This window comes from Pseudomonas flexibilis (assembly GCF_000806415.1).
GTDB lineage: Bacteria > Pseudomonadota > Gammaproteobacteria > Pseudomonadales > Pseudomonadaceae > Serpens > Serpens flexibilis.
In genome coordinates, this window is sequence record NZ_JTAK01000003.1 from 153,164 (window position 1) to 174,393 (window position 21,230).

At 64.9% G+C, this 21,230-nt stretch carries 17 protein-coding genes; 3 read left to right on the forward strand and 14 right to left on the reverse strand.

Annotated features, from left to right (window positions below; all coding sequences use genetic code 11):
- Nucleotides 1-23 precede the first annotated feature (23 nt).
- Together PT85_RS08725 and PT85_RS08730 are read left to right on the forward strand one after the other, a co-directional pair.
- Nucleotides 24-2,030 carry an ATP-binding protein gene (locus tag PT85_RS08725; protein WP_039606459.1) on the forward strand — a complete coding sequence of 669 codons (2,007 nt, stop codon included), beginning with the start codon at nucleotides 24-26 and terminating at the stop codon, nucleotides 2,028-2,030.
- A 6-nt stretch (nucleotides 2,031-2,036) separates the two neighbouring features.
- Nucleotides 2,037-2,618: a cob(I)yrinic acid a,c-diamide adenosyltransferase gene (locus tag PT85_RS08730; protein WP_027590765.1), complete on the forward strand. Its 582-nt coding sequence runs from the start codon at nucleotides 2,037-2,039 to the stop codon at nucleotides 2,616-2,618.
- 71 nt (nucleotides 2,619-2,689) lie between these two features.
- Here PT85_RS08730 and PT85_RS08735 read toward each other — a convergent pair whose 3' ends face one another.
- The 8 genes from PT85_RS08735 to PT85_RS08770 form a co-directional block, all read right to left on the reverse strand.
- Nucleotides 2,690-4,729 carry an LTA synthase family protein gene (locus PT85_RS08735; RefSeq protein WP_039606496.1) on the reverse strand — a complete coding sequence of 680 codons (2,040 nt, stop codon included), beginning with the start codon at nucleotides 4,727-4,729 and terminating at the stop codon, nucleotides 2,690-2,692.
- A gap of 85 nt (nucleotides 4,730-4,814) precedes the next feature.
- Nucleotides 4,815-5,414 (reverse strand): hypothetical protein, encoded by a 600-nt coding sequence (locus tag PT85_RS08740; protein ID WP_027590763.1) that lies wholly within the window; start codon nucleotides 5,412-5,414, stop codon nucleotides 4,815-4,817.
- Entirely contained in the window at nucleotides 5,411-6,709 is a 1,299-nt protein-coding gene (locus tag PT85_RS08745; RefSeq protein WP_051587454.1) for a sialidase family protein, read from the reverse strand. Before PT85_RS08745 ends, PT85_RS08740 begins: the two co-directional genes overlap by 4 nt.
- A gap of 127 nt (nucleotides 6,710-6,836) precedes the next feature.
- A complete protein-coding gene (locus PT85_RS08750; RefSeq protein ID WP_039606460.1) occupies nucleotides 6,837-7,781 on the reverse strand; it encodes a Nudix family hydrolase in 945 nt (314 codons plus the stop codon).
- A gap of 2 nt (nucleotides 7,782-7,783) precedes the next feature.
- Nucleotides 7,784-8,419 carry a glutathione S-transferase family protein gene (locus PT85_RS08755; protein ID WP_039606461.1) on the reverse strand — a complete coding sequence of 212 codons (636 nt, stop codon included), beginning with the start codon at nucleotides 8,417-8,419 and terminating at the stop codon, nucleotides 7,784-7,786.
- Nucleotides 8,420-8,530: 111 nt separating this feature from the next.
- Nucleotides 8,531-9,748 carry a bifunctional glutamate N-acetyltransferase/amino-acid acetyltransferase ArgJ gene (argJ, locus tag PT85_RS08760; RefSeq protein WP_039606462.1) on the reverse strand — a complete coding sequence of 406 codons (1,218 nt, stop codon included), beginning with the start codon at nucleotides 9,746-9,748 and terminating at the stop codon, nucleotides 8,531-8,533.
- 110 nt (nucleotides 9,749-9,858) lie between these two features.
- Nucleotides 9,859-12,597, reverse strand: a complete 2,739-nt coding sequence (gene secA, locus PT85_RS08765; protein WP_039606463.1) for a preprotein translocase subunit SecA — start codon at nucleotides 12,595-12,597, stop codon at nucleotides 9,859-9,861.
- Between the two features lie 229 nt (nucleotides 12,598-12,826).
- Complete coding sequence (locus PT85_RS08770) at nucleotides 12,827-13,747, reverse strand: M23 family metallopeptidase (RefSeq protein ID WP_039560745.1); 921 nt, start codon at nucleotides 13,745-13,747, stop codon at nucleotides 12,827-12,829.
- A 78-nt stretch (nucleotides 13,748-13,825) separates the two neighbouring features.
- Here PT85_RS08770 and PT85_RS08775 point away from each other — a divergent pair, with 78 nt between their 5' ends.
- Complete coding sequence (locus PT85_RS08775; RefSeq protein ID WP_039606464.1) at nucleotides 13,826-14,287, forward strand: DUF721 domain-containing protein; 462 nt, start codon at nucleotides 13,826-13,828, stop codon at nucleotides 14,285-14,287.
- Nucleotides 14,288-14,472: 185 nt separating this feature from the next.
- Here the strand turns inward: PT85_RS08775 and lpxC are convergent, their stop codons facing one another.
- From lpxC to murC, 6 genes are all read right to left on the reverse strand, one after another.
- Complete coding sequence (gene lpxC / locus PT85_RS08780; protein WP_027590755.1) at nucleotides 14,473-15,384, reverse strand: UDP-3-O-acyl-N-acetylglucosamine deacetylase; 912 nt, start codon at nucleotides 15,382-15,384, stop codon at nucleotides 14,473-14,475.
- Between the two features lie 111 nt (nucleotides 15,385-15,495).
- Nucleotides 15,496-16,680 carry a cell division protein FtsZ gene (gene ftsZ / locus PT85_RS08785; protein ID WP_027590754.1) on the reverse strand — a complete coding sequence of 395 codons (1,185 nt, stop codon included), beginning with the start codon at nucleotides 16,678-16,680 and terminating at the stop codon, nucleotides 15,496-15,498.
- A 48-nt stretch (nucleotides 16,681-16,728) separates the two neighbouring features.
- The gene (gene ftsA, locus PT85_RS08790) at nucleotides 16,729-17,976 is read right to left on the reverse strand and encodes a cell division protein FtsA (protein ID WP_027590753.1); all 1,248 of its coding nucleotides are present in this window, start codon (nucleotides 17,974-17,976) and stop codon (nucleotides 16,729-16,731) included.
- Nucleotides 17,977-17,992: 16 nt separating this feature from the next.
- Nucleotides 17,993-18,862, reverse strand: coding sequence for a cell division protein FtsQ/DivIB (locus PT85_RS08795; protein ID WP_052237645.1), 870 nt, complete (start codon nucleotides 18,860-18,862; stop codon nucleotides 17,993-17,995).
- Nucleotide 18,863: 1 nt separating this feature from the next.
- On the reverse strand, nucleotides 18,864-19,802 hold the full coding sequence (locus PT85_RS08800; protein WP_039606465.1) for a D-alanine--D-alanine ligase: 939 nt from the start codon (nucleotides 19,800-19,802) through the stop codon (nucleotides 18,864-18,866).
- The gene (murC, locus tag PT85_RS08805; RefSeq protein ID WP_037009079.1) at nucleotides 19,799-21,208 is read right to left on the reverse strand and encodes a UDP-N-acetylmuramate--L-alanine ligase; all 1,410 of its coding nucleotides are present in this window, start codon (nucleotides 21,206-21,208) and stop codon (nucleotides 19,799-19,801) included. The genes PT85_RS08800 and murC overlap by 4 nt, the downstream gene beginning before the upstream one ends.
- Nucleotides 21,209-21,230 lie beyond the last annotated feature (22 nt).

The following is a 21,230-nucleotide window of genomic DNA, read 5'->3' on the forward strand; positions in this document are numbered from 1 at the left end:
CCGCAACCTGTCGCGAAATCACCATGAGCCTGCAACGGCGCCTGGACAACCTGCCGGTCGGCCGGAAACTGCTCGCGGCCCTGCTGGTGCTGCTGGCTACCGTGCTGCTGGTAGCCAACCTGACCTTCATCAGCGCCGCCTACTGGATTTCCCAGCAGAGCGTCACGCCCCAGGCCATGCATACGCTCGGCCAGTTGGCCGCCACGCCCGCCTTGAGCCAGCAGGCGCTCGCCTCGCCGCAGGCCGCCGCCGAGTTGCTGGGGCAGCTGCACAGCTACCGTCCATTGCGTGCTGCCGCACTGTTCGACGGCCAGGGGCGCCGGCTGGCGCAGTTCGGCGAGGACGACGCCCTGCAGTTGCCCGCCCACCTGTCCCAGCTGCAGGCCTGGCGCAACGGCCAGTTCCACACCCATCAGTTGACCGCGCTGCCGCAACCCCAGGGACCTTCCGGCCATTTGCTGCTGGTGGCCTCCAGCGAGATTCCCGGCGCCTTCTGGACCGGCACACTAAGCGCCAGCGCGGCGATCCTGGCGCTCAGCCTGCTGTTCTGGCTGCTCATCGACCGCCAGGTACGCCGCCTGGTGACTCGCCCGCTGCGCAACCTGGAAGAGCTGGCGCGCCAGGTGACCCGGCAGGAGAACTATGCGCTGCGCGCCGCACCCGGCAACCGCGATGAGCTGGGCAGCCTGGCGGAAGCCTTCAACACCATGCTGTCGCGCATGCAGGCCCGCGAACAGCAGCTCAAGCGTACGCGCGACGAGGCTCGCGAGGCGTTCGATCGCGCCCACTCGCTGGCCGAGGAAACCCGCCACTCCAACCGCCAACTGGAACTGGAAGTGCAGGTACGCGGCAAGATCGAGCGCCAGCTGACCGGCTTCCAGAACTACCTGAACAGCATCATCGACTCCATGCCCTCGGCGCTGATCGCCCTGGACCAGGACCTGTTCGTCACCCAGTGGAACAAGGAAGCCGCGCGTCTCTCCGGCACCAGCCTCGAACAGGCCCTCAACCAGCCGGTACTGATGGCCTTCCCGCAGCTCAAGCCCTACCTGGCACAACTGCAGGAAGCGGTCGAGCAGCACCGGGTGGCACGCATCGAGCGGGTCGCCTGGCCATTGGGCGACGAGCTGCGCCACTACACCCTGACGGTCTATCCGCTGGCCGGCGGCGCCGGTCGGGGCGTGGTGATCCGCATCGACGACATCACCCAGCGCCTGGCGCTGGAAGAAGCGATGGTGCAATCGGAGAAGATGCTGTCGGTCGGTGGCCTGGCGGCCGGCATGGCGCACGAGATCAACAACCCGCTGGGGGCGATCCTGCACAACGTGCAGAACATCCGCCGACGGCTGTCTGCCGACCTGGAGCGCAACCGTCAGCAAGCGGAGGCCTGCGGGGTCGATCTGGACGCGGTCACCCGTTACCTGGATGCGCGGGAAATCCCTCGACTGCTGGATGGCATCCAGGGGGCCGGCACCCGCGCCTCGCGCATCGTCAGCCACATGCTCAGCTTCAGCCGGCGCAGCAATCGCGAAATGGCGCTGGCCTCGTTGCCGCAGTTGATCGACCAGGCTGTGGAGATCGCCGGCAACGATTTCGACCTCAGCGAAGGTTTCGACTTCAAGGGCCTGCGCATCGAGCGCGATTTCGACCCCGAACTGGGCAAGGTGCCTTGCATTGCCAACGAACTGGAGCAGGTGCTGCTCAACCTGCTGAAGAATGCCGCCCAGGCCATTCACCCGCGCGACGACGGCCGCATCCTGATACGCACCCGCCTGAGCCCCCCCTGGGCGGAAATCCAGGTCGAGGATAACGGCATGGGTATGCCCGAGGCGGTGCGCAAGCGTATCTTCGAGCCCTTCTTCACCACCAAGGAAGTAGGTGACGGCACCGGGCTCGGCCTGTCCGTTTCCTACTTCATCATCACCAACAACCACAAGGGCCAGATGGAGGTCGCCTCCATGCCCGGCCAGGGCACGCAGTTCACCCTGCGCCTGCCGCTGGCCGAACCGCCCACCAGCTCGGGACTTTGATTTCATATGGGATACCGCTTGTCCAAGATCTACACCCGCACCGGCGATGCCGGCGAGACCGGCCTGGCCGATGGTCGCCGGGTGCCCAAGGACCATCCGCGCATCGAGGCGATGGGCGAGGTAGACAGCCTCAACAGCCTCCTGGGTGTCCTGCTGGCCGAACTGGACGAAGCGCAGGAGCGTCATCCCGGTCTCGGTGAGCTGAGCGAGGTGCTCGCGCCGTGCCAGCATCGGCTGTTCGACCTGGGCGGCGAGCTGGCGATGCCCGAGTACCAGGCGCTGGATGCTGGCGAAATTGCCCGCCTGGAAGACGCCATCGACCGCTGGAACGAGGAAGTCGGTCCGCTGGAAAACTTCATCCTGCCTGGCGGCTCGCGGCTGATTGCCCAGGCCCATCTGTGCCGCAGCGCCGCGCGGGCGGCCGAGCGGCGCTGCCAGACCCTGAACGGCGAGGAGCCGCTGCGCAACGAGCTGCTGGCCTACCTGAACCGCCTGTCCGACCTCTTGTTCGTCGCTGCGCGGCTAATCGCCCGGCGCCAGCACGTGGCGGAGATCCTCTGGCAGGCGGCCGCCAAGCCGGGCGTATGACGCCGTTGCCGACAACGCCCTGAAACGAGAAAGGCCGACATGCTGTCGGCCTTTTCGTTTGCACCGTTCGATCAGTCGCGCACGTTCTGATACAGCATCAGTCGTGCCGCCTCGTACAGCCCGCGAGTCAGCTCGCGCAGGCGCTCGAACTCGTCCGGATGCTCCTGCGCTACGTCTTCCAGCGGCTGCTGGGACGCCAGATCGTGCAGGGTCGGATTGCTGCCGTCGTGGTTCATGCGCAGCAGGAAGTCCTTGGTGATGCCGCCAAACACGGGGAACGTGCCTTCGTGCAGCATCAGCGGAACCACGCGCTCCCCTTCAGGGGTCGGTTGCAGGATGTCGCGGCCCATGGTGCCGGTTTCATACGGGATACCCAGCAGGCCCATCAGCGTCGGCCACAGATCCGAAAGCCCGGTCGCTTCCTCGAACACACGCGCAGACAGGTACTTGGGCGCATGGATGAGCATCGGCACGTGGTTGCTTTCGATGCCCAGCTTCTCGAAGGCCGGCGGCATGTGCGGCAACTGGGTGATGCGGGTGTTGTGGTCACCGAACATCACGAAGATGGTGTCCTCGTACCAGCCCCCGGCCTTGGCGATTTCCATCAGCCTGCCGATGTTGAAGTCCAGCAGACGCACCGCCTCGTACTGGGCCTTGGTCACCGAGCCGTATTCACGCACCTGCTCTTCGGTGAGCTCGCTGATCTGGAAGCCGTCATTGTCCTTCGGAATGGTGAAGGGACGATGGTTGCCGGCGGTCTGGATGTAGGCAAAGAAGGGTTTGTCCTTCGGCACCGCGCGCAGCAGTTCGTCACCTTCCTTGAACAGGCTCAGGTCGGAGATCCCCCAGACGTCCACCTGCGGCGACTTCCAGTAGCTTTCCTCGTACAGACGCACGCCATCGATGCTCTGGCGCACCAGCGCGTTCATGTTCGCCCAGCCGGCGTTGCCGCCGATCATGTAGAACTTCTCGTAGCCCTCCAGCGCATTGACCAGGACCCGCTGGTTGACGATGAGCGGATTGCGCGTTGAGGTCTCCCCGCGGGACACATCCGGAATGCCGGTGATGCTGGCCCACACGGTCTTGGCGGTGCCCACCGCCGGCACGTAGAAGTGCTTGAAGGTCCAGCTTTCCTCGGCCAGGCGGTCGATGTTCGGCGTGGGGTTGAGCGGGTTGCCGTGATGGCCCACCGCACTGGCACCCAGCGACTCCAGCATCACGAACACCACGTTCGGCTTGCGCTCGCCCAGCGCCAGCGCATGCGGCTGCACGTCCTGGCTGCGACGAAGATTGAGTGCCGCCGCGTCCGGCTCCTGGATACCGAAATAGTTCACCAGCAGTTCGTAGCGCTCGCGCACCGCCTCGCTATCGTAGGGCTGGAGGCTGACACTCGAAGTGTCATAGAGGAACAGCACCGGGTTCAGGCCCAGGGAGGCGACCTGGTTGTCACCGGAGAAGAACGCGTCGCTCCAGCGCAGCGGTACCGGGTTCTCCAGGTTGAGGTTCTCAAACCGGCCCAGCAGGCCGAAGAACACCAGCACGACCACCAGGGCGCTGCCCCATACCCGCGACCAGCGCTTGAGCGGACGCGCCGGACGGGCCAGGGTCACGCGCTCCAGGCGTACCAGGGCGAAGGTCAGCAGCACCACCGAAACCACCCAGCCGAGGCTGATCCACACTACCGGGTAGGTCTGCCACAGCATGTCGCGGGAGATCTGCATATCACCCAGGAAGCGGAACACCGTGGCATTGATCCGCACGCCCAGATAGGCGTAGTGGCCGAAATCGATGATGTACACCAGCATCAGCACGGCCAGTGCCAGCGCCAGGTACAGGCGCGGCAACCAGCGCAGCCAGGGCAGGCTGGTCAGGTTCCAGCGCGGCAGCCAGGCCAGTACGGCCAGCGGCAAGGTCAGCAGGATGGCCAGACGCAGGTCAAAGCGCAGGCCGATGCCCAGGGTTTCGGGCACCGCGCCGTTATCGGTCAGCGCACTGCTGTCCAGGCCGGAGAAGCCGAAGAAGAACACCATCCGCAGGACGGCGAACCACAGGAAGAGTATTGCCACGACGCCGAAGCAGTAGTGCAAGCGGCGGGACTGCAGCCAATCCATCATTTCACCTCAAGACCAACCAACGCCGACCAAAGCAGCCGGCGGTAAACATGCGAAAGCCCCGCGCAGGCGGGGCCGGTATCGTTCAGCGAGCCAGTTCTCGCGGGCCGGCACGCCTGAATCGCCGCACCCCATGACCCAGCAGGGCGAACCAGCAATACAGGGCAACAAAGGGGTCGAGCAGGTAATCCCAGTAGTTCTCCGAAGCCAGCAGGTCGAGGCCGAAGGCCAGGGTGGCCAGGCTCAGCAACAGGGTGCCCAAGAGATTGCCACTCACCAGCAGCGCCAACGCCAGCACGCCAACGGCGAGGATCATGGGCTGGGGGCTGAATCCCAACCGGTAGGGATCGAAGGGGCCGATGCCCAGGGCAGCAGGATAGAGGATCAATCCAAGCGCACCGAACACTATCAACAGCGTAAAGCGCTGACGAGCCGCCAGCGGCGCAACCAGCTCCAGGCGAACCAGCGCCGCCCAGACCAGCGCCAGCAGGCCGACAACGGAGGGCTCGGGGATCAGCGTACGCACGTAGAGCGCCAGCGGCAGCTCACCCACCGGCACGAAACCAAGCACGAGGAGCCCAGCCAGCACCGCCAGTTGCAGTGGCCAGGGGCGGCCGCGCAGCGGCAGCAGCAGAAACGCCAACAGGGCGAAGCAGAGGTGGATATGCCAGAAGTCGAGGGTCACAGTTGCTGCTCCAGCCAGGCGTCATTGAAGCTCACGTGCTTGATGAACGAGTGGTTCCAGGAATACACGAGGTGGTAACGGCCGTCGGCCCCGCGAATCACGTAGGGATAGTCGTACTCCAGGTTGCAACGCCCGCGCTTGCAGACGCGCCGATCGTGGCGCTCAAGCAAGGCATCCAGATCAGCATCACCGAGGTCTGCGCGAGCCTGTCGGTACTCGGCACGCAGCAGGCTCTGGTAGGTCGCCTCGTCCACAGGGTCGCCTTCCGGATCGGGGGACTCGTCCAGATCCATCAGCGGCGTCCATTGCTGCAGCTCGGCATCGGCCCCGTACAGACTGAGACGGAAGCGGCCCTCGGTCAGGTCGTTGAGCGCCACCAGCAGACCGTGGCGGGGGGTGACGATCGCCGCCAGCGACGAGTTGGGGTTGTTCGGCGCCAGTGGCACCGGCGCGCTCCAGGTCTGGCCACCGTCCTCGGTACGGCTGGCCAGTACGCGATGCAGTTCATCACCGGCGTAACGCAGCATCGCCACCGCACGCTGCCCGTCCAGCGGCACAACGGTCGGCTGCAGGGAATGATTGCCATGACTGATGCGAAACTTGTCCACCACTTCGCCGTTACGGTCCAGGTACAGGTACTCGGCGAACTTGCCCAGAAACTCGTGATAGACCGGCAGACCAATCGAGCCATCGGCATGGACGACCGGCGCGCCACGTACCAGCGTGCTGATATTCAGGAACGGCGAGGTAACCAATTGCCGTGGAGTGGACCAGGTGTTGCCGAGGTCATCGGAGAACATGGCATTGATCGAGCTGGCAGCCCAGCCACCGATGGAAACCGATACATAGAACATCCACAGGCGCTCATCCGGAGTGACCACCACCACCGGGTTGCCCAGCTTGCGGATGTGCTTCTGCAATCCGCGCTGGGTGGATTCCCGGGTAGCCAGGATCATTTCCTCACCCCAGGTACCGCTGCGGACATCGAAACGTGCACCGCGGATCTGTACATCGGCGGCGCCTTCGCGCGATCCGGCGAACCAGACCGACAACAGGTCACCGTTGGGCAGCGCAGTGATCGCCGAGGCGTGCGCAAAATTCTGCAGGTTCGAAGACGCGAAGCGCGACTCGAACACCGGCTGCTGATCTCCTGCCAGAGGAACAACCTGCGTCTGGGGCAACGCAAAGCCGGCCAGTTGCGGTTGCGGCTTGCTCTGCCAGGCGAAGGCGAATACCGCCGCCAGGCCCAGGCCACCCAGGGTCAGGGCAAGTCTTTTGAAAGTGTGTGGGTTCATGACACGTCCATAGATCGAGACTACTGCTCGCCTCGACGCACACCGGCCAGACCGAAGCGACGCGCAACGGTCGGCGGCTTGGCAGAATCTTGGCGGCACCGGGCATCCGCTGCGCCGGATACAAGAATCAGGCCAGCGGCCAGAATCCGCGGATGCCGGCGACGCCCTGCGCTCCGATGTTCCGCGCCTGTGCCCGATGTTCGTGGGACAGCCCGCCCAATACGAACACCGGGCAGGTGCAGCGCTCGGTCAGTTCACTTGCCATGCCCCAGCCCAGCGGCTCGGCGTCGGGGTGGCTGAGCGTGGGCAGAATCGGGGACAAAGTGACAAAATCCACACCCATGCGCGCCGCCAGCGCCAACTCCTCGACGCTGTGGCAGGAGGCGGCCAGCCAGCGTTCGCGGGGAAACGGCCGGCCGTTGGGGGCGTAGCGGCGCAACTGCTCCGCGGTCAGATGCCAGCCCGCCGCCGGAAAGTCGCCCAGCCACTCAAGTGGCCCCTTGAGGATCAGCTGGGCACGCCCGGCGCACAGCCCCAGGGCATCCAGGGCCAGATCGCGGTAGGCGGGATCGAACATCGACGGCGCGCGCAGTTGAACCAGACGTACGCCCTGCTCCACCGCCAGGCGCAGCCCGCGCAGCAGCTCGTCGGGCGCAAGCCCGTCGGGCGTGATCAGGTAGCGGTCGGGCAGACGGGCCGCCGCCACGATCGGCCGATTGGCGGCAGGAAATTCGTACTCAGGCAGATCCTGCGGACGCACCCAGGCCAGGGGCTGGCCTTCGGCTCCGTGGGGTTCGCCGTCGAAAGCGGTCACTTCCCAGACATCCAGCAGCACCTGCTTGTCGGGGTAATCGTGGTGGATGCGGATCAGCGGCCGGGCGGCGCGAACCTGGATGCCCAGCTCCTCCTGCAGCTCTCGGCCGAGCGCGGCCTCGGCCGTCTCGCCGGGCTCGATCTTGCCGCCGGGGAACTCCCACAACCCGCCCTGGTGCTTGTCGAGCGGGCGCCGGGCGATCAGCACCCGGCCATCGCCGCCACGGATCACCGCGGCGGCCACTTCAATACGCGTCACGTTCAGATCGTCTCCGTTTCCTGCAGCGCCGCCCGGTACCAGCGCTGGAAGGCCGGCCACTGATAGACGGTGGCGACATAGGTGGCCGCCTCGGCGGGCAGGTCCACCTGATAACTGTGAAAGCGCGCCGCTACCGGCGCGTAGAAGGCATCGGCGAGACTGGCATGGCCGAACAGGAAGGAACCGTCCGCGCCGAACTGCTGCCGGCAATGCTGCCAGAGCGCGCAGACGCGGCGGATGTCGGCCTGCGCCTCCTCGGGAATGTGCTCCAGGCGGGCCTCGCGCTTGAGGTCCATGGGCAGATGCGCGCGCAGGGCGGCAAAACTGCTGTGCATCTCGGCGCACACGGAGCGGGCCACTGCCCGGGCATATTCCCCCCGCGGCCACAGGTAGGCTTCCGGGAAGCGCTCGGCCAGGTATTCACCAATGGCCAGCGAATCCCAGACCGGCCCGAAATCGGTGAGCAGCACCGGCACCCGGCCACTGGGCGAGTGCTCGCCAATGCGCTGCGCGGTATCCGGCTGGCGCAGGGCAATGCGCCGCTCCTCGTAGGGCTCGCCGGTCAGTTCCAGGGCCAGCGCGGCACGCAGCGACCAGGACGAGTAGTTCTTGTTGCCGATCACCAGGGTCAGGGACATGAAGCACCTCTCAGTCGCCGGGAGGGTTGCTCGCCCCATCCCGGCGCTGGATGGGCACGGACTGACTCAGGCCGAGCCAGGGTGACTCTCACCACCCTGCTCATGTGCAGATCAGGTGCGGTATTCCGCGTTGATCTTCACGTACTCGTGGGACAGGTCGGTGGTCCAGATGGTCTCGCTGCAGGCGCCACGACCCAGCTCGATACGGATGGTGATCTCCTCGCGGGCCATCACCGCCGCGCCCTGGGCCTCGGTATAGGTCGCCGCGCGGCAGCCCTGGCTGGCGATGCAGACCTCGCCGAGGAACACGTCGATCTTGCTTACGTCGAGGTTTGGCACGCCGGCATAACCGACGGCGGCGAGGATGCGCCCCCAGTTCGGGTCCGAGGCGAACAGCGCAGTCTTGATCAGCGGCGAATGGGCCACGGCGTAGGCCACGTCCAGGCACTCCTGGTGGTTGGCGCCGCCGTTGACCTGCACGGTGACAAACTTGGTGGCGCCCTCACCGTCGCGCACGATGGCCTGGGCGACTTCCATGAACACTTCGCACACCGCCTGCTTGAGCTTGGCGAACAGCTCGCCGGAGGCCGCGGTGATCTCAGGCAGCTTGGCCTGACCGGTGGCGATCAGCATGCAGCAGTCGTTGGTGGAGGTGTCGCCGTCGATGGTGATGCGGTTGAACGACATGTTCGCCGCGTCGCGCACCAGGTCCTGCAGCACATCCCGCGCCACCTTGGCATCCGTGGCGATGTAGCCGAGCATGGTGGCCATGTTCGGGCGGATCATGCCGGCGCCCTTGGAGATGCCGGTCACGGTGACGGTCACGCCATCGTGCTGGAACTGGCGGCTGGCACCCTTGGGCAGGGTGTCGGTGGTCATGATGCCAGTGGCGGCCTCGGCCCAGTGGTTCTCGGACAGGTCATCCAGGGCAGCCTGCAAGGCGCCCTCGATCTTGGCCACGGGCAGCGGCTCGCCGATCACCCCGGTGGAGAACGGCAGCACGGCGCTTTCCGGCACGCCGGTCAGCGCGGCCAGCGCGGCGCAGGTACGACGAGCATTCGCCAGGCCATCGGCACCGGTGCCGGCGTTGGCGTTGCCGGTATTGGTCAGCAGATAACGGACATCACCCGACATGCGCTCACGGGTGATCAGCACCGGCGCGGCACAGAAGGCATTGGTGGTGGTGACACCCGCCACGCGAGAACCCTCGGCGCAGCGCATGACCACCACATCCTTGCGCCCGACGCGCTTGATGCCAGCAGAGGCGATGCCGAGTTCGAAACCGGGGACCGGGTGCAGGGTGGGCAGAGGGCCAAGACCGACAGCCATGGAAGCGCTCCTGATTCAGAGTGAAATACGCCGTTGAGGCGTTGCAGTGTAAGGAAAAACGCCGCGAGCGGGAGAACCCGTCGCGGCGCTGGCAAGACCGGGGGCAGTCCCTATTGGACCTGCCCATGGCAATGCTTGTATTTCTTGCCGGAACCGCAGGGGCACGGCTCGTTGCGGCCGATCTTCGGCTCGGTGCGCACCGCTGTGGCTGCGGTCGCGCCAGCCGTTTCGCCTTGGGGTTGCGGAGCATCCGGCTCCAGCGCCGGTGCGGCGGCATGCTGGAACTGCATGCGCTTGGCCATTTCCTCGGCCTCGCGACGCAGACGCGCCTCTTCCTCTGCCGGATCCTCGCGACGCACCTGTACATGGGACAGCACGCGAATGGTGTCGCGACGGATGCTCTCGAGCAGCTCCTGGAACAGGTTGAAGGACTCGCGCTTGTATTCCTGCTTGGGGTTCTTCTGGGCGTAGCCGCGCAGGTGGATGCCGTGGCGCAGGTGATCCATGGTGGACAGGTGGTCCTTCCACAGGTCGTCCAGCACGCGCAGCAGGATCTGCTTCTCGAAAGTGCGCAGCGCCTCGGCGCCGGCCAGCGCCTCCTTCTCGGCGTAGGCGGCCAGCAGGGCGTCGCGGATCTTCTCGCGCAGGCTTTCCTCGTGCAGGTGATCGTCTTCGTCAAGCCACTGCTGCAGCGGCAGGTCCAGCCCGAAGTCGCTGCGCAGGGTAGCCTCCAGGCCCTTGATGTCCCACTGTTCGGGCAGCGACTGCGGCGGCAGGTGCTGGTTGATGGCGTTGGCCAGCACTTCGTCGCGGAACTCGGCGATGGTTTCGCCCACGTCCTGGGCGGCCAGCAGGCTGTTGCGCATGTGATAGATCACCTTGCGCTGCTCGTTGGCCACGTCGTCGAATTCCAGCAGCTGCTTGCGGATGTCGAAGTTGCGACCCTCCACCTTGCGCTGTGCCTTTTCGATGGCGTTGGTGACCATGCGGTGCTCGATGGCCTCGCCGGACTGCATGCCCAGCGCCTTCATGAAGTTCTTCACCCGGTCGGAGGCGAAGATGCGCATCAGACCGTCTTCCAGCGACAGGTAGAAGCGGCTGGAGCCCGGGTCGCCCTGGCGACCGGCGCGGCCGCGCAGCTGGTTGTCGATGCGGCGGGACTCGTGACGCTCGGAGGCGATCACATGCAGGCCGCCGGCCTCGATCACCTGCTGGTGACGCTTCTGCCAGTCGCTCTTGATCTGCGCGATCTGCGCCTCGGTGGGGTTCTCCAGCGCCGCGACCTCCACTTCCCAGTTGCCGCCCAGCAGGATGTCGGTACCCCGACCCGCCATGTTGGTGGCAATGGTCACCGCCCCGGGGCGACCGGCCTGGGCGATGATCTCGGCTTCCTTGTCGTGGTACTTGGCGTTCAGCACGTTGTGGGCAATGCCGGCCTTGTTCAGCAGCTGGGAGACATACTCGGAGCTTTCGATCGAGGCGGTGCCGACCAGCACCGGGCGGCCCTTGGCCTGGCAGTCCTGGATGTCGGTGATGATCGCCTGGTACTTCTCTTCCTGGGTCAGGTAGACCAGGTCGTTGTAATCGATCCGCGCGACGTCCTTGTTGGTGGGGATGACCACCACGGACAGGCCGTAGATCTGCTGGAACTCGAACGCCTCGGTGTCCGCAGTGCCGGTCATGCCGGACAGCTTCTTGTACAGGCGGAAGTAGTTCTGGAAGGTGGTCGACGCCAGGGTCTGGCTTTCGGCCTGAATCTGCAGCCCTTCCTTCGCCTCGATGGCCTGGTGCAGACCCTCGGAGAGGCGGCGGCCGGGCATGGTACGGCCGGTGTGCTCGTCGATCAGCAGCACCTGGCCGTTTTGCACGATGTATTCGACGTTGCGGTTGAACAGCGTGTGGGCGCGCAGGCCGGCATACACGTGGGTGAGCAGCGACAGGTTGTGCGCCGAGTAGAGGCTTTCGCCTTCGGCCAGAAGGCCGGCGCCGGTGAGCATGTCCTCGACGAACTGATGGCCTTCCTCGTTCAGCTCGACCTGACGGGTCTTCTCGTCGATGCGGTAGTGGCCCTGCTGGGTGACCACGCCTTCCTCTTCCTCGATGTGGCGCTTGAGGCGTGGGATCAGCTGGTTGATCTGCTGGTAAAGGCGCGAGCTGTCCTCGGCCTGGCCGGAGATGATCAGCGGCGTGCGCGCCTCGTCGATGAGGATGGAGTCGACTTCGTCGATGACCGCGAAATTCAGCTCGCGCTGGAACTTGTCCTCCAGGCTGAAGGCCATGTTGTCGCGCAGGTAGTCGAAGCCGAATTCGTTGTTGGTGCCGTAGGTGATATCGGCGGCGTAGGCGGCGCGCTTCTCCTCCGGCGGCTGGAACGGCGTGACCACGCCGACGCTCAGGCCGAGGAATTCGTACAGCGGGCGCATCCAGTTGGCGTCGCGGCGGGCCAGGTAGTCGTTGACGGTGACCACGTGCACGCCCTTGCCTTCCAGCGCATTGAGGTACACGGCCAGGGTCGCCACCAGGGTCTTGCCCTCACCGGTGCGCATTTCGGCGATCTTGCCTTCGTGCAGGGTCATGCCGCCGATCAGCTGGACATCAAAATGGCGCATGCCCATGACGCGCTTGCCGGCCTCGCGGGCCACGGCAAAGGCTTCAGGCAGCAACTGATCGAGGGTCTCGCCCTTGGCCAGGCGCTCGCGGAACTCCGCGGTCTTGGCGCGCAGCTGCTCGTCGGTAAGCGCCAGCATCTGCTCTTCGAGCGCATTGACGGCTTTCACCGTCTTGAGCATGCGTTTGACTTCCCGCTCGTTCTTGCTGCCAAAGAGTTTTTTCAGGAGAGGCGCAAACATATCGACTGGTTCTTCCACGCATTTGAATGGAGGGCGACCAGGCAGCCGCCCGCGCAACCTGCGGCTGCGCACGAAGAGGGCATTCTACTCGGAATCGGGAATCAGGAAAGCGACCTTGTCCAGCTTGTTCGCCAGGCCGGCGATCACGGGAGAAGCGGGTGAAATTCCGACACAAACGCAGATAACAGGCTGACAACCGGCCGAGGCGGGTTGTCAGCAGGCGGCCTGCTCAGTTCTGAGCCTTGGCGCGCGCGATGAAGCTGTAGGGGTTTACCTGGCGACCATCCTTAATCACCTCGAAGTGAACATGCGGCCCGGTCGAGCGCCCCGAGCTACCGACCTTGGCGATCACCTGGCCCCGTTGCACCAGCTCGCCGACCCTTACCATGTTTTCCTTGTTGTGGGCGTACAGGGTGACGTGGCCATCGCCATGATTGATCTCGACCATGGTGCCGTAACCGCTCTTGCGACCGGACCAGGTCACTACGCCAGCAGCCACCGCCACCACGTCGCTGCCCTCGCGGGCGGCAAAGTCCACGCCCTTGTGCATGCGCTGCTGGCCAGTAAACGGATCGTTGCGGCGGCCGAACGGCGAGGACAGGTAACCCTGGGTCACCGGCCGACCGGACACGTTGCCAGCCTCGCTCAGACGGCGCTCGGCAAGCACTTCCTCCAGCACTTCCAACTGCTGCTCCCGGCTGTCCAGACGCTCCATCAGCTCATCGAGCGTCTGCAGGAAAGGGGGAGGCGCGAAGAAGGCGTTTTCCAGCAGCTCCTCAGGACCGCCCTGCCCCACACTGAGGGAGAAATCGAATTCGCGGGTATCCAGCCTGGCCAGCTCGGTCAGACGCTCGCCCAGCGCATCCAGGCGGGTCAGGCGTGCCTGCATTTCCGCGATGTGCACACCGAAGGCGTCCAGCTGCCGCTGTGCCGTCAGGCGAGCGTCGGCCAACTTGGCGCGCTGCTCTTCCATGTGGGCGGCCATGCGCCCCTCTGCGTCGCTGAAGAACGGGTACAGCGCACCGCCAAGAGCGATGCCGCCCGCAAGCGTCAGCATTGCCAGCACACCGGCGCCGATGGACAACAGCCGCACGTCGATACTGAGCGAACGCGCCGCACCATTACGCTGACCGAGCAGAATGATTTGCATAACTCCCCCTTGGGTAACGCCGCGACCGCTGGGCATATTTGCTACCATGCGACCCCGCCAACTACAGGCTTTCCTGCCATGACTTTTCGTCCCTTGCCGGCCCGGACTCCCACCGCGCTGCTGCGCGATGCCAAACCTCTCAAGGCGCTGTTCGGCGAAGCCCAGCGGCTTGCCCGGCTGCAGGCGCTTCTGGAAAGCCAGTTGCAACCCGCCGCCCGCCCGCATTGCCATATCGCCTCATGGCGCGAAGGCTGTCTGCTGCTGATCATCACCGATGGCCACTGGGCCACCCGCTTGCGCTATCAGCAACCCCGCCTGCTGCGTCAATTGCGGGGACTGGAGGAGTTCGCGAACCTATCGAGAATCCTCTTCAAGGTGCAACCTCCCGCCACCCAGCAACGTGACCCAGGTCACGCTTTGCAGCTTTCGCAAACCGCCGCGTCCCATTTGTGCGAGACGGCGGACACGATCAGCGACCCAACCCTGCGCGCAGCACTCCTGCGCCTGGCCAGCCGCGTCAAGAAACACAACCCGGAATAATGGCTCAATGCGATCATGCAAGAAGAGAGCCATACAGGCAAGTAGCCATTACCGGCGCGGGCATCACGCATCGGGAGCACTGAAGCAGGGCTCGAGCGGCAAGCGATTGCCGCCCGGCGACAATTCGCAGGCATGAAAAAGCCACCCGAAGGTGGCTGTTTCATGAGAGGGAGAGCGAAAAAGGCTTAGCCGGCTGCTGCCGGGCGCATGTAGGAGATGGGAGCGTTCTTGATGTCGTCGAAGGTCACCATTTCCCAGGCATCCTGCTGTGCCAGCAGACTGCGCAACAGGCGGTTGTTCAACGCGTGTCCGGACTTGTAGCCATGGAACTCGCCGATCAGGCTGTAGCCCAGCAGGTACAGGTCACCAATGGCATCCAGGATCTTGTGCTTGACGAATTCGTCCTCATACCGCAGGCCGTCCTCGTTGAGCACGCCCTGCTCATCGACCACGATGGCATTCTCGACGCTGCCGCCCAGGGCCAGGTTGTGGGAGCGCAGGAATTCGATGTCGCGCATGAAGCCGAAGGTGCGCGCGCGGCTGACTTCCTTGACGAACGAGGTACTGGAGAAGTCCACGCTGGCGATCTGGGTGCGACCGTGGAATACCGGGTGGTCGAAATCGATTTCGAAGCCGACCTTGAAGCCGTCGAAGGGACGGAAGGTGGCGCGCTTGTCGCCGTCCGTGACGGTGACTTCACGCTTGATGCGAATGAATTTCTTCGGCGCATCCTGCTCCTGCAGACCCGCGGACTGGATCAGGAACACGAAGGGACCGGCGCTACCGTCCATGATGGGCACTTCCGGCGCGGACAGCTCGACAATGGCGTTATCGATGCCCAGCCCGGCCAGGGCGGAGAGCAGATGCTCGACGGTATCCACCTTCACGCTGCCGTTGTAGAGAGTGGTCGACATCGTGGTCTCGCCGACATTCTCGGCGGTCGCCTGGATTTCCACGACAGGATCGAGGTCGACACGACGGAAGACGATGCCGGCATCCGCGGGCGCGGGCTTCAGGGTCAGGTAAACCTTTTCCCCCGAGTGCAAGCCAACGCCAGTGGCACGGATGACGTTCTTGAGAGTGCGTTGCTTGATCATGGCAGTGGCTGCTGTTGATAGGATTGCGAATACGTGTCAAATGAGGCCGGAATCATAGCAGACCCGGCCTTAAGTGAACACCAATCAATCCTTCACCCTTCATAGTTTTTATTAATCTGCCTGACGACGCAGGAAGGCCGGAATGTCCAGGTAATCGAGATCTTCCTGGGGGTTCTGCTTGGCCGCGGTGGACGGACCCGTGCTGCGCATCACCGTTGGCCGGTCATAATCCCGGTAATTGACCGGCTGCTCGGCACGACCCGCTGCGGCCGGAGCAGGTGCGGCGGCCTGGGCGACCTGGGTGTTGTCCACCACCTTGACCGGCTTCTCCTGACGCACCTGAGGACCCAGACCGGTCGCCACCACGGTGACATGCAGCTCGTCGCGCAGTTCCGGATCCACCACGGCACCCACCTTGACGGTCGCGTGCTCGGAAGCGAAGGCGTTGACGATCTCGCCCACGGCCGAGTACTCGCCAAGGGACAGGTCCAGACCCGCGGTGATGTTGACCAGGATGCCGCGCGCGCCCTGCAGGTTGACGTCTTCCAGCAGCGGGTTGCGGATCGCCGCCTCAGTGGCCTCGCGGGCACGGTTCGGGCCGCTGGCGCTGCCGGTACCCATCATGGCCATGCCCATTTCGGCCATCACGGTCTTCACGTCGGCGAAGTCCACGTTCATCAGACCTTCGCGCAACATGATGTCGGAAATGCCACGTACCGCGCCGCACAGCACGTCATCGGCCTTGGCGAAGGCCGACAGAAGCGACGCATCCTTGCCGAGGATGGTCAGCAGCTTTTCGTTGGGGATGGTGATCAGCGAGTCGACGCTCTCGGACAACTGGCGGATGCCCTCGTCGGCCACCACCTGGCGCTTCTTGCCCTCGAACGGGAACGGACGGGTCACCACGGCTACCGTCAGGATGCCCATTTCCTTGGCGACCTGGGCGATGATCGGCGCCGCACCGGTACCGGTGCCGCCGCCCATGCCAGTGGTGATGAAGACCATGTCGGCGCCCTGCAGTACTTCGGCGATGCGCTCGCGATCCTCCAGGGCGGCCTGACGGCCTACTTCCGGATTGGTGCCGGCACCCAGCCCCTTGGTCACACTGCGACCCAGCTGCAGGATGGTGCGGGCGTGCACATTCTTCAGCGCCTGGGCATCGGTGTTGGCACAGATGAACTCCACGCCCTCGATGCTGCTGCGCACCATGTGGTTGACGGCGTTACCGCCACCACCGCCCACACCGATGACTTTGATGACCGCACTTGGCGTCACGTTGTCTACTAGCTCGAACATAATCCCTCTCCTCTCTTCTCGTCTTTATCGCCCACTGCTACCACTTATTCAGAAATTGCCCTGGAACCACCGCTTCATTTTTTCCAGGACAGAAACACTGGGTTCTTCGTCGTACATGCCCGGGCTCGACACGACGAAGCCTTCGGCCTGTTTTTTCAAGCCGTACAGCAGCAGGCCCACGCCTGTTGAATAAATGGGATTGCGCACAACATCGATCAGTCCCTTGACGCTGTGCGGAACTCCCAGGCGTACCGGCATATGGAAGATTTCTTCCGCCAGTTCTACAGCCCCTTCCATTTTCGCCGTGCCACCGGTGAGCACGATTCCGGCCGGAATCATGTCTTCATATCCGCTGCGGCGAAGTTCGGCCTGGATCAGGGTGAACAACTCGTCGTAACGAGGCTCCACCACTTCCGCCAGGGCCTGACGGGACAATTCCCGCGGCGGGCGATCGCCCACGCTGGGAACTTTGATTGTTTCACCCGCTCCTGCCAGATTGGCAAGCGCGCAAGCATACCGAATCTTGATCTCCTCGGCATACTGGGTCGGTGTGCGCAAGGCCATGGCAATGTCATTGGTCACCTGGTCACCCGCAATGGGAATAACCGCAGTGTGACGAATCGCACCTTCGGTGAAGATGGCGATATCGGTGGTACCGCCACCAATATCCACCAGACACACCCCCAGTTCTTTTTCATCCTCGGTCAATACCGCATACGCCGATGCCAGTTGTTCGAGAATGATGTCGTCAACTTCCAGGCCACAACGCCGCACACACTTTTCGATGTTCTGCGCCGAATTCACCGCGCAGGTCACCACATGCACCTTGGCCTCCAGACGCACACCGCACATGCCGAGCGGTTCGCGCACCCCTTCCTGGTTATCCACCACATAGTCCTGCGGCAGGGTATGCAGCACACGCTGGTCGGCGGGAATGGCCACCGCCTGGGCGGCATCCAGCACCCGGTCCAGGTCGGCACGGGTCACCTCGCGGTCGCGGATGGCCACGATGCCATGGGAATTCAGACTGCGGATGTGGCTGCCTGCCAATCCCACATAGGCCGAGTGGATGTAGCAGCCCGCCATCTGCTGGGCTTCTTCCACCGCACGCTGGATGGACTGCACGGTGGACTCGATATTCACCACCACACCTTTCTTCAGGCCGCGAGAGGGGTGGGAGCCAATGCCGACGATTTCCAACCGGCCGTCCTCACGCACTTCACCGACCAGCGCCACCACCTTGGACGTGCCGATGTCCAGGCCGACGATCATCTTGCCGCTCTGCACAGTAGACATAGCTGTCGCTTTCTCCTTAATTCACGGCGCCGCCGCCGGCGGCCCGTGTGCCCGCATCCGCCGCCGCCAGCCAGGTGACCGCCAGGCCGTTGGCATAACGCAAGTCGATGCGTGCGATGTTCTCGATCCGGTCCTTGAGAGTCTTGTCGTGGATGGTCAGGAACCGCCGGACCTTCTCCACCACATGATCCCGACCGAGCAGCAGTTCGATGCGCTGCCCACTTTCCTTCGCCTCCAGGGTGGCGAACCAGCTGCCGCGCTCGCGCAGCTCCAGACGTGCGATGGCAAACCCCTGCGGCCGCAACATCTGACTGAGCACCTGGTACTGCTGCATCATCCCCTGGCGCGCCCGCTCAGGTCCGAGCAACTGGGGCAATTGCCGATAGCGCTCGATGGCCTCGAAGGCGTAGGCCTCGCCACGATTGTTCAGCAGCGCACCCTCTCCCCAGCGGGCGATGGGCAGGTGCTCGTTCAATTCAATCTCCACTTCGTCCGGCCAAACGCGCCGCACCTGCGCGTGGGCAATCCACGGCAGCGCCTCGAGATCATGCCGCAGACCTTCCAGGTCCACGCCGAAGAAGCGGGTGCTTACGTAGGGCTCGATGACCCGCTCGACTTCTTCCGGCGCGGTGAAGGTCAGTTTGCCGGCGATGCCGATGCGCGCGATCGGCCGGTCCAAATAAGGCTGCAACTGCTGGAACAGCGCGACGCTGCTCATCAGCAGCGCCACCAGCAGCAACGGCCAGGTGAAACGCTTGAATGCGCTGAAATCCGGCTTCGGCAAACGCTCGCGCAGCGGCGTCCGGACCACCGGACGGCTGGCGCCCCGCGGCGCCGGCTTGCGGCCGGGCCCGGGTTGCTGATGACGAAGCAGGATGCTCAGCATGTCAGGAGCGTGCCTCCAGGCTGTCGGCGAGGATCGCCAGGACCAGTTGCTGGAAGTCCAGGCCCGCGGCGCGAGCCGCCATCGGCACCAGGCTGTGATCGGTCATGCCCGGCACGGTGTTCACTTCCAGCAGCCAGAAGCGACCCTCGGCGTCCTGCATCACGTCCGCACGCGCCCAGCCCCGAGTGCCCACCGCCGCGCAGGCACGCGCGGTCAGCTCACGCAGCTCGGCTTCCTTGTCGGCGCTCAGGCCGCAGGGGATGCGGTACTGGGTATCGTTGGAGAGGTATTTGGCCTCGTAGTCGTAGAAGCTGTTGGGCGTGCCCAGCGCAATCGGTGGCAGCACCTCGCCCCGCAGCATGGCGATGGTGAATTCCGGCCCCTGGATCCACTGCTCGACCAGCACCTGCGAATCGAAACGGCTGGCCTCCTGCCAGGCGGCCACCAGCGCCTCGGCGCTCTCCACCTTGGCCATGCCGATGCTGGAGCCTTCGTGGGCCGGCTTGACGATCAGCGGGAAGCCCAGCTCGCGGGCAGCCGCGTGACAGTCCTCGACGCTGGCCAGCGCGGCGTGGCGCGGCGTCGGCAGGCCCAGGCTCTGCCAGACCTGCTTGGTGCGCAGCTTGTCCATGGCCAGCGCGGAAGCCAGCACGCCGCTGCCGGTGTAGGGAATACCCAGGCACTCCAGCAGGCCCTGCATGCTGCCGTCTTCACCGCCACGCCCATGCAGGACGATGAAGGCGCGGTCGATCTTCTCGCCCTGCAGTCGCGCCAGCAGGTCGCTGCCGACGTCGATGCCGAAGGCGTCCACACCGGCGTCCCGCAGGGCCTGGAGCACGGCGGCGCCGGATTTCAGCGACACCTCGCGCTCCGCGCTGCGACCGCCGTAGAGCACGGCCACCCGGCCGAAGTCGCGGGGGTCGATCACTGCGGCGTTCATGCTGCGCCCTCCTCGGCTGCGGCAAACAGCGGATGCTTGACCAGCTGCGGCGCCAGGCTGCCGATGTCACCAGCGCCCTGGCAGAGCAGGATGTCGCCGGCGCGCAGCAGCGGCTTGAGCACCGGGGCCAGATCGGTGCCGCGCTCGACGTAGATGGGGTCCAGTTGGCCGCGCTGGCGGATGCTGTGGCACAGATTGCGGCTGTCGGCGCCGGGTATCGGCTCCTCGCCGGCCGGATAGACCTCCATCAGCAGCAGCACGTTGGCGTCCGCCAATACCTGGACGAAGTCCTCGTACAGGTCGCGGGTACGGGTGAAGCGGTGCGGTTGATAGACCATCACCAGGCGGCGCTCCGGCCAACCACCTCGCACCGCCTTGATCACCGCCGCCACTTCGCGCGGGTGGTGACCGTAGTCGTCCACCAGCATCACGCCGCCGCCGTCCACCGGCAGCTCGTCATAGACCTGGAAGCGCCGGCCGACCCCCTGGAAACCCTCCAGGCCGGCGACGATGGCGTCGTCCTCGATGCCTTCGTCACTGGCGATGGCGATGGTGGCCAGGGCGTTGAGCACGTTGTGCACGCCGGGCATGTTCACGGTGACCGGCATCGGCGCCTTGCCTTCGCGCAGCACGGTGAAATGGGTGCGCATGCCTTCCTGACGGATGTCCACGGCGCGCAGGTCGGCATCTTCGGTGAAGCCGTAGGTAACGGTCGGCCGGCCGATCTGCGGCAGGATCTCGCGTACCACCGGGTCGTCAATGCACAGCACCGCCAGGCCATAGAACGGCAGGTTGTGCAGGAAGTCCACGAAGGTCTTCTTCAGCTTGTTGAAGTCACCCTCGTAAGTGCTCATGTGGTCGGCGTCGATGTTGGTGACCACGGCCACCATCGGCTGCAGATGCAGGAAGCTGGCGTCGCTCTCGTCGGCTTCGGCGATCAGGTAGCGACTGCCGCCCAGCTGGGCATTGGTGCCGGCGGCGGTCAGCTTGCCGCCGATCACGAAGGTCGGATCCAGCCCGGCGGCGGCGAACACCGAGGCCAGCAGGCTGGTGGTGGTGGTCTTGCCGTGCGTGCCGGCCACCGCGATGCCATGGCGGTAGCGCATCAGCTCGGCAAGCATCTCGGCGCGCGGCACCACCGGGATACGGCGCTCCAGGGCGCGGGCCACTTCCGGGTTGCTGTGGTTGATGGCGCTGGAGACCACCAGCACATCGGCGTCCTCGACGTTCTCGGCCTGGTGGCCGATGAACACATGGGCACCGAAGCCTTCCAGGCGCGCGGTCACCGGCGAGGCCTTGATATCCGAGCCGGACACTTCATAGCCAAGGTTGAGCAGCACCTCGGCGATGCCGCACATGCCCACCCCGCCGATGCCGACGAAATGGATGCGGCGGATGCGACGCATGCGCCGTACTTCAGCCTTGGCG

What these genes read in the sequence shown, in the direction of transcription:
- PT85_RS08725 (WP_039606459.1), top strand. Translation starts at nt 24, where the DNA reads ATGAGCCTGCAACGGCGCCTGGACAACCTGCCGGTCGGCCGGAAACTG.
- PT85_RS08770 (WP_039560745.1), bottom strand. Translation starts at nt 13,747, where the DNA reads ATGCAAATCATTCTGCTCGGTCAGCGTAATGGTGCGGCGCGTTCGCTC.
- murC (WP_037009079.1), bottom strand. Translation starts at nt 21,208, where the DNA reads ATGCGTCGCATCCGCCGCATCCATTTCGTCGGCATCGGCGGGGTGGGC.
- ftsZ (WP_027590754.1), bottom strand. Translation starts at nt 16,680, where the DNA reads ATGTTCGAGCTAGTAGACAACGTGACGCCAAGTGCGGTCATCAAAGTC.
- PT85_RS08745 (WP_051587454.1), bottom strand. Translation starts at nt 6,709, where the DNA reads ATGAACCCACACACTTTCAAAAGACTTGCCCTGACCCTGGGTGGCCTG.
- ftsA (WP_027590753.1), bottom strand. Translation starts at nt 17,976, where the DNA reads ATGTCTACTGTGCAGAGCGGCAAGATGATCGTCGGCCTGGACATCGGC.
- PT85_RS08730 (WP_027590765.1), top strand. Translation starts at nt 2,037, where the DNA reads ATGGGATACCGCTTGTCCAAGATCTACACCCGCACCGGCGATGCCGGC.
- lpxC (WP_027590755.1), bottom strand. Translation starts at nt 15,384, where the DNA reads ATGATCAAGCAACGCACTCTCAAGAACGTCATCCGTGCCACTGGCGTT.
- secA (WP_039606463.1), bottom strand. Translation starts at nt 12,597, where the DNA reads ATGTTTGCGCCTCTCCTGAAAAAACTCTTTGGCAGCAAGAACGAGCGG.
- PT85_RS08735 (WP_039606496.1), bottom strand. Translation starts at nt 4,729, where the DNA reads ATGGATTGGCTGCAGTCCCGCCGCTTGCACTACTGCTTCGGCGTCGTG.
- PT85_RS08755 (WP_039606461.1), bottom strand. Translation starts at nt 8,419, where the DNA reads ATGTCCCTGACCCTGGTGATCGGCAACAAGAACTACTCGTCCTGGTCG.
- argJ (WP_039606462.1), bottom strand. Translation starts at nt 9,748, where the DNA reads ATGGCTGTCGGTCTTGGCCCTCTGCCCACCCTGCACCCGGTCCCCGGT.
- PT85_RS08795 (WP_052237645.1), bottom strand. Translation starts at nt 18,862, where the DNA reads ATGCTGAGCATCCTGCTTCGTCATCAGCAACCCGGGCCCGGCCGCAAG.
- PT85_RS08800 (WP_039606465.1), bottom strand. Translation starts at nt 19,802, where the DNA reads ATGAACGCCGCAGTGATCGACCCCCGCGACTTCGGCCGGGTGGCCGTG.
- PT85_RS08775 (WP_039606464.1), top strand. Translation starts at nt 13,826, where the DNA reads ATGACTTTTCGTCCCTTGCCGGCCCGGACTCCCACCGCGCTGCTGCGC.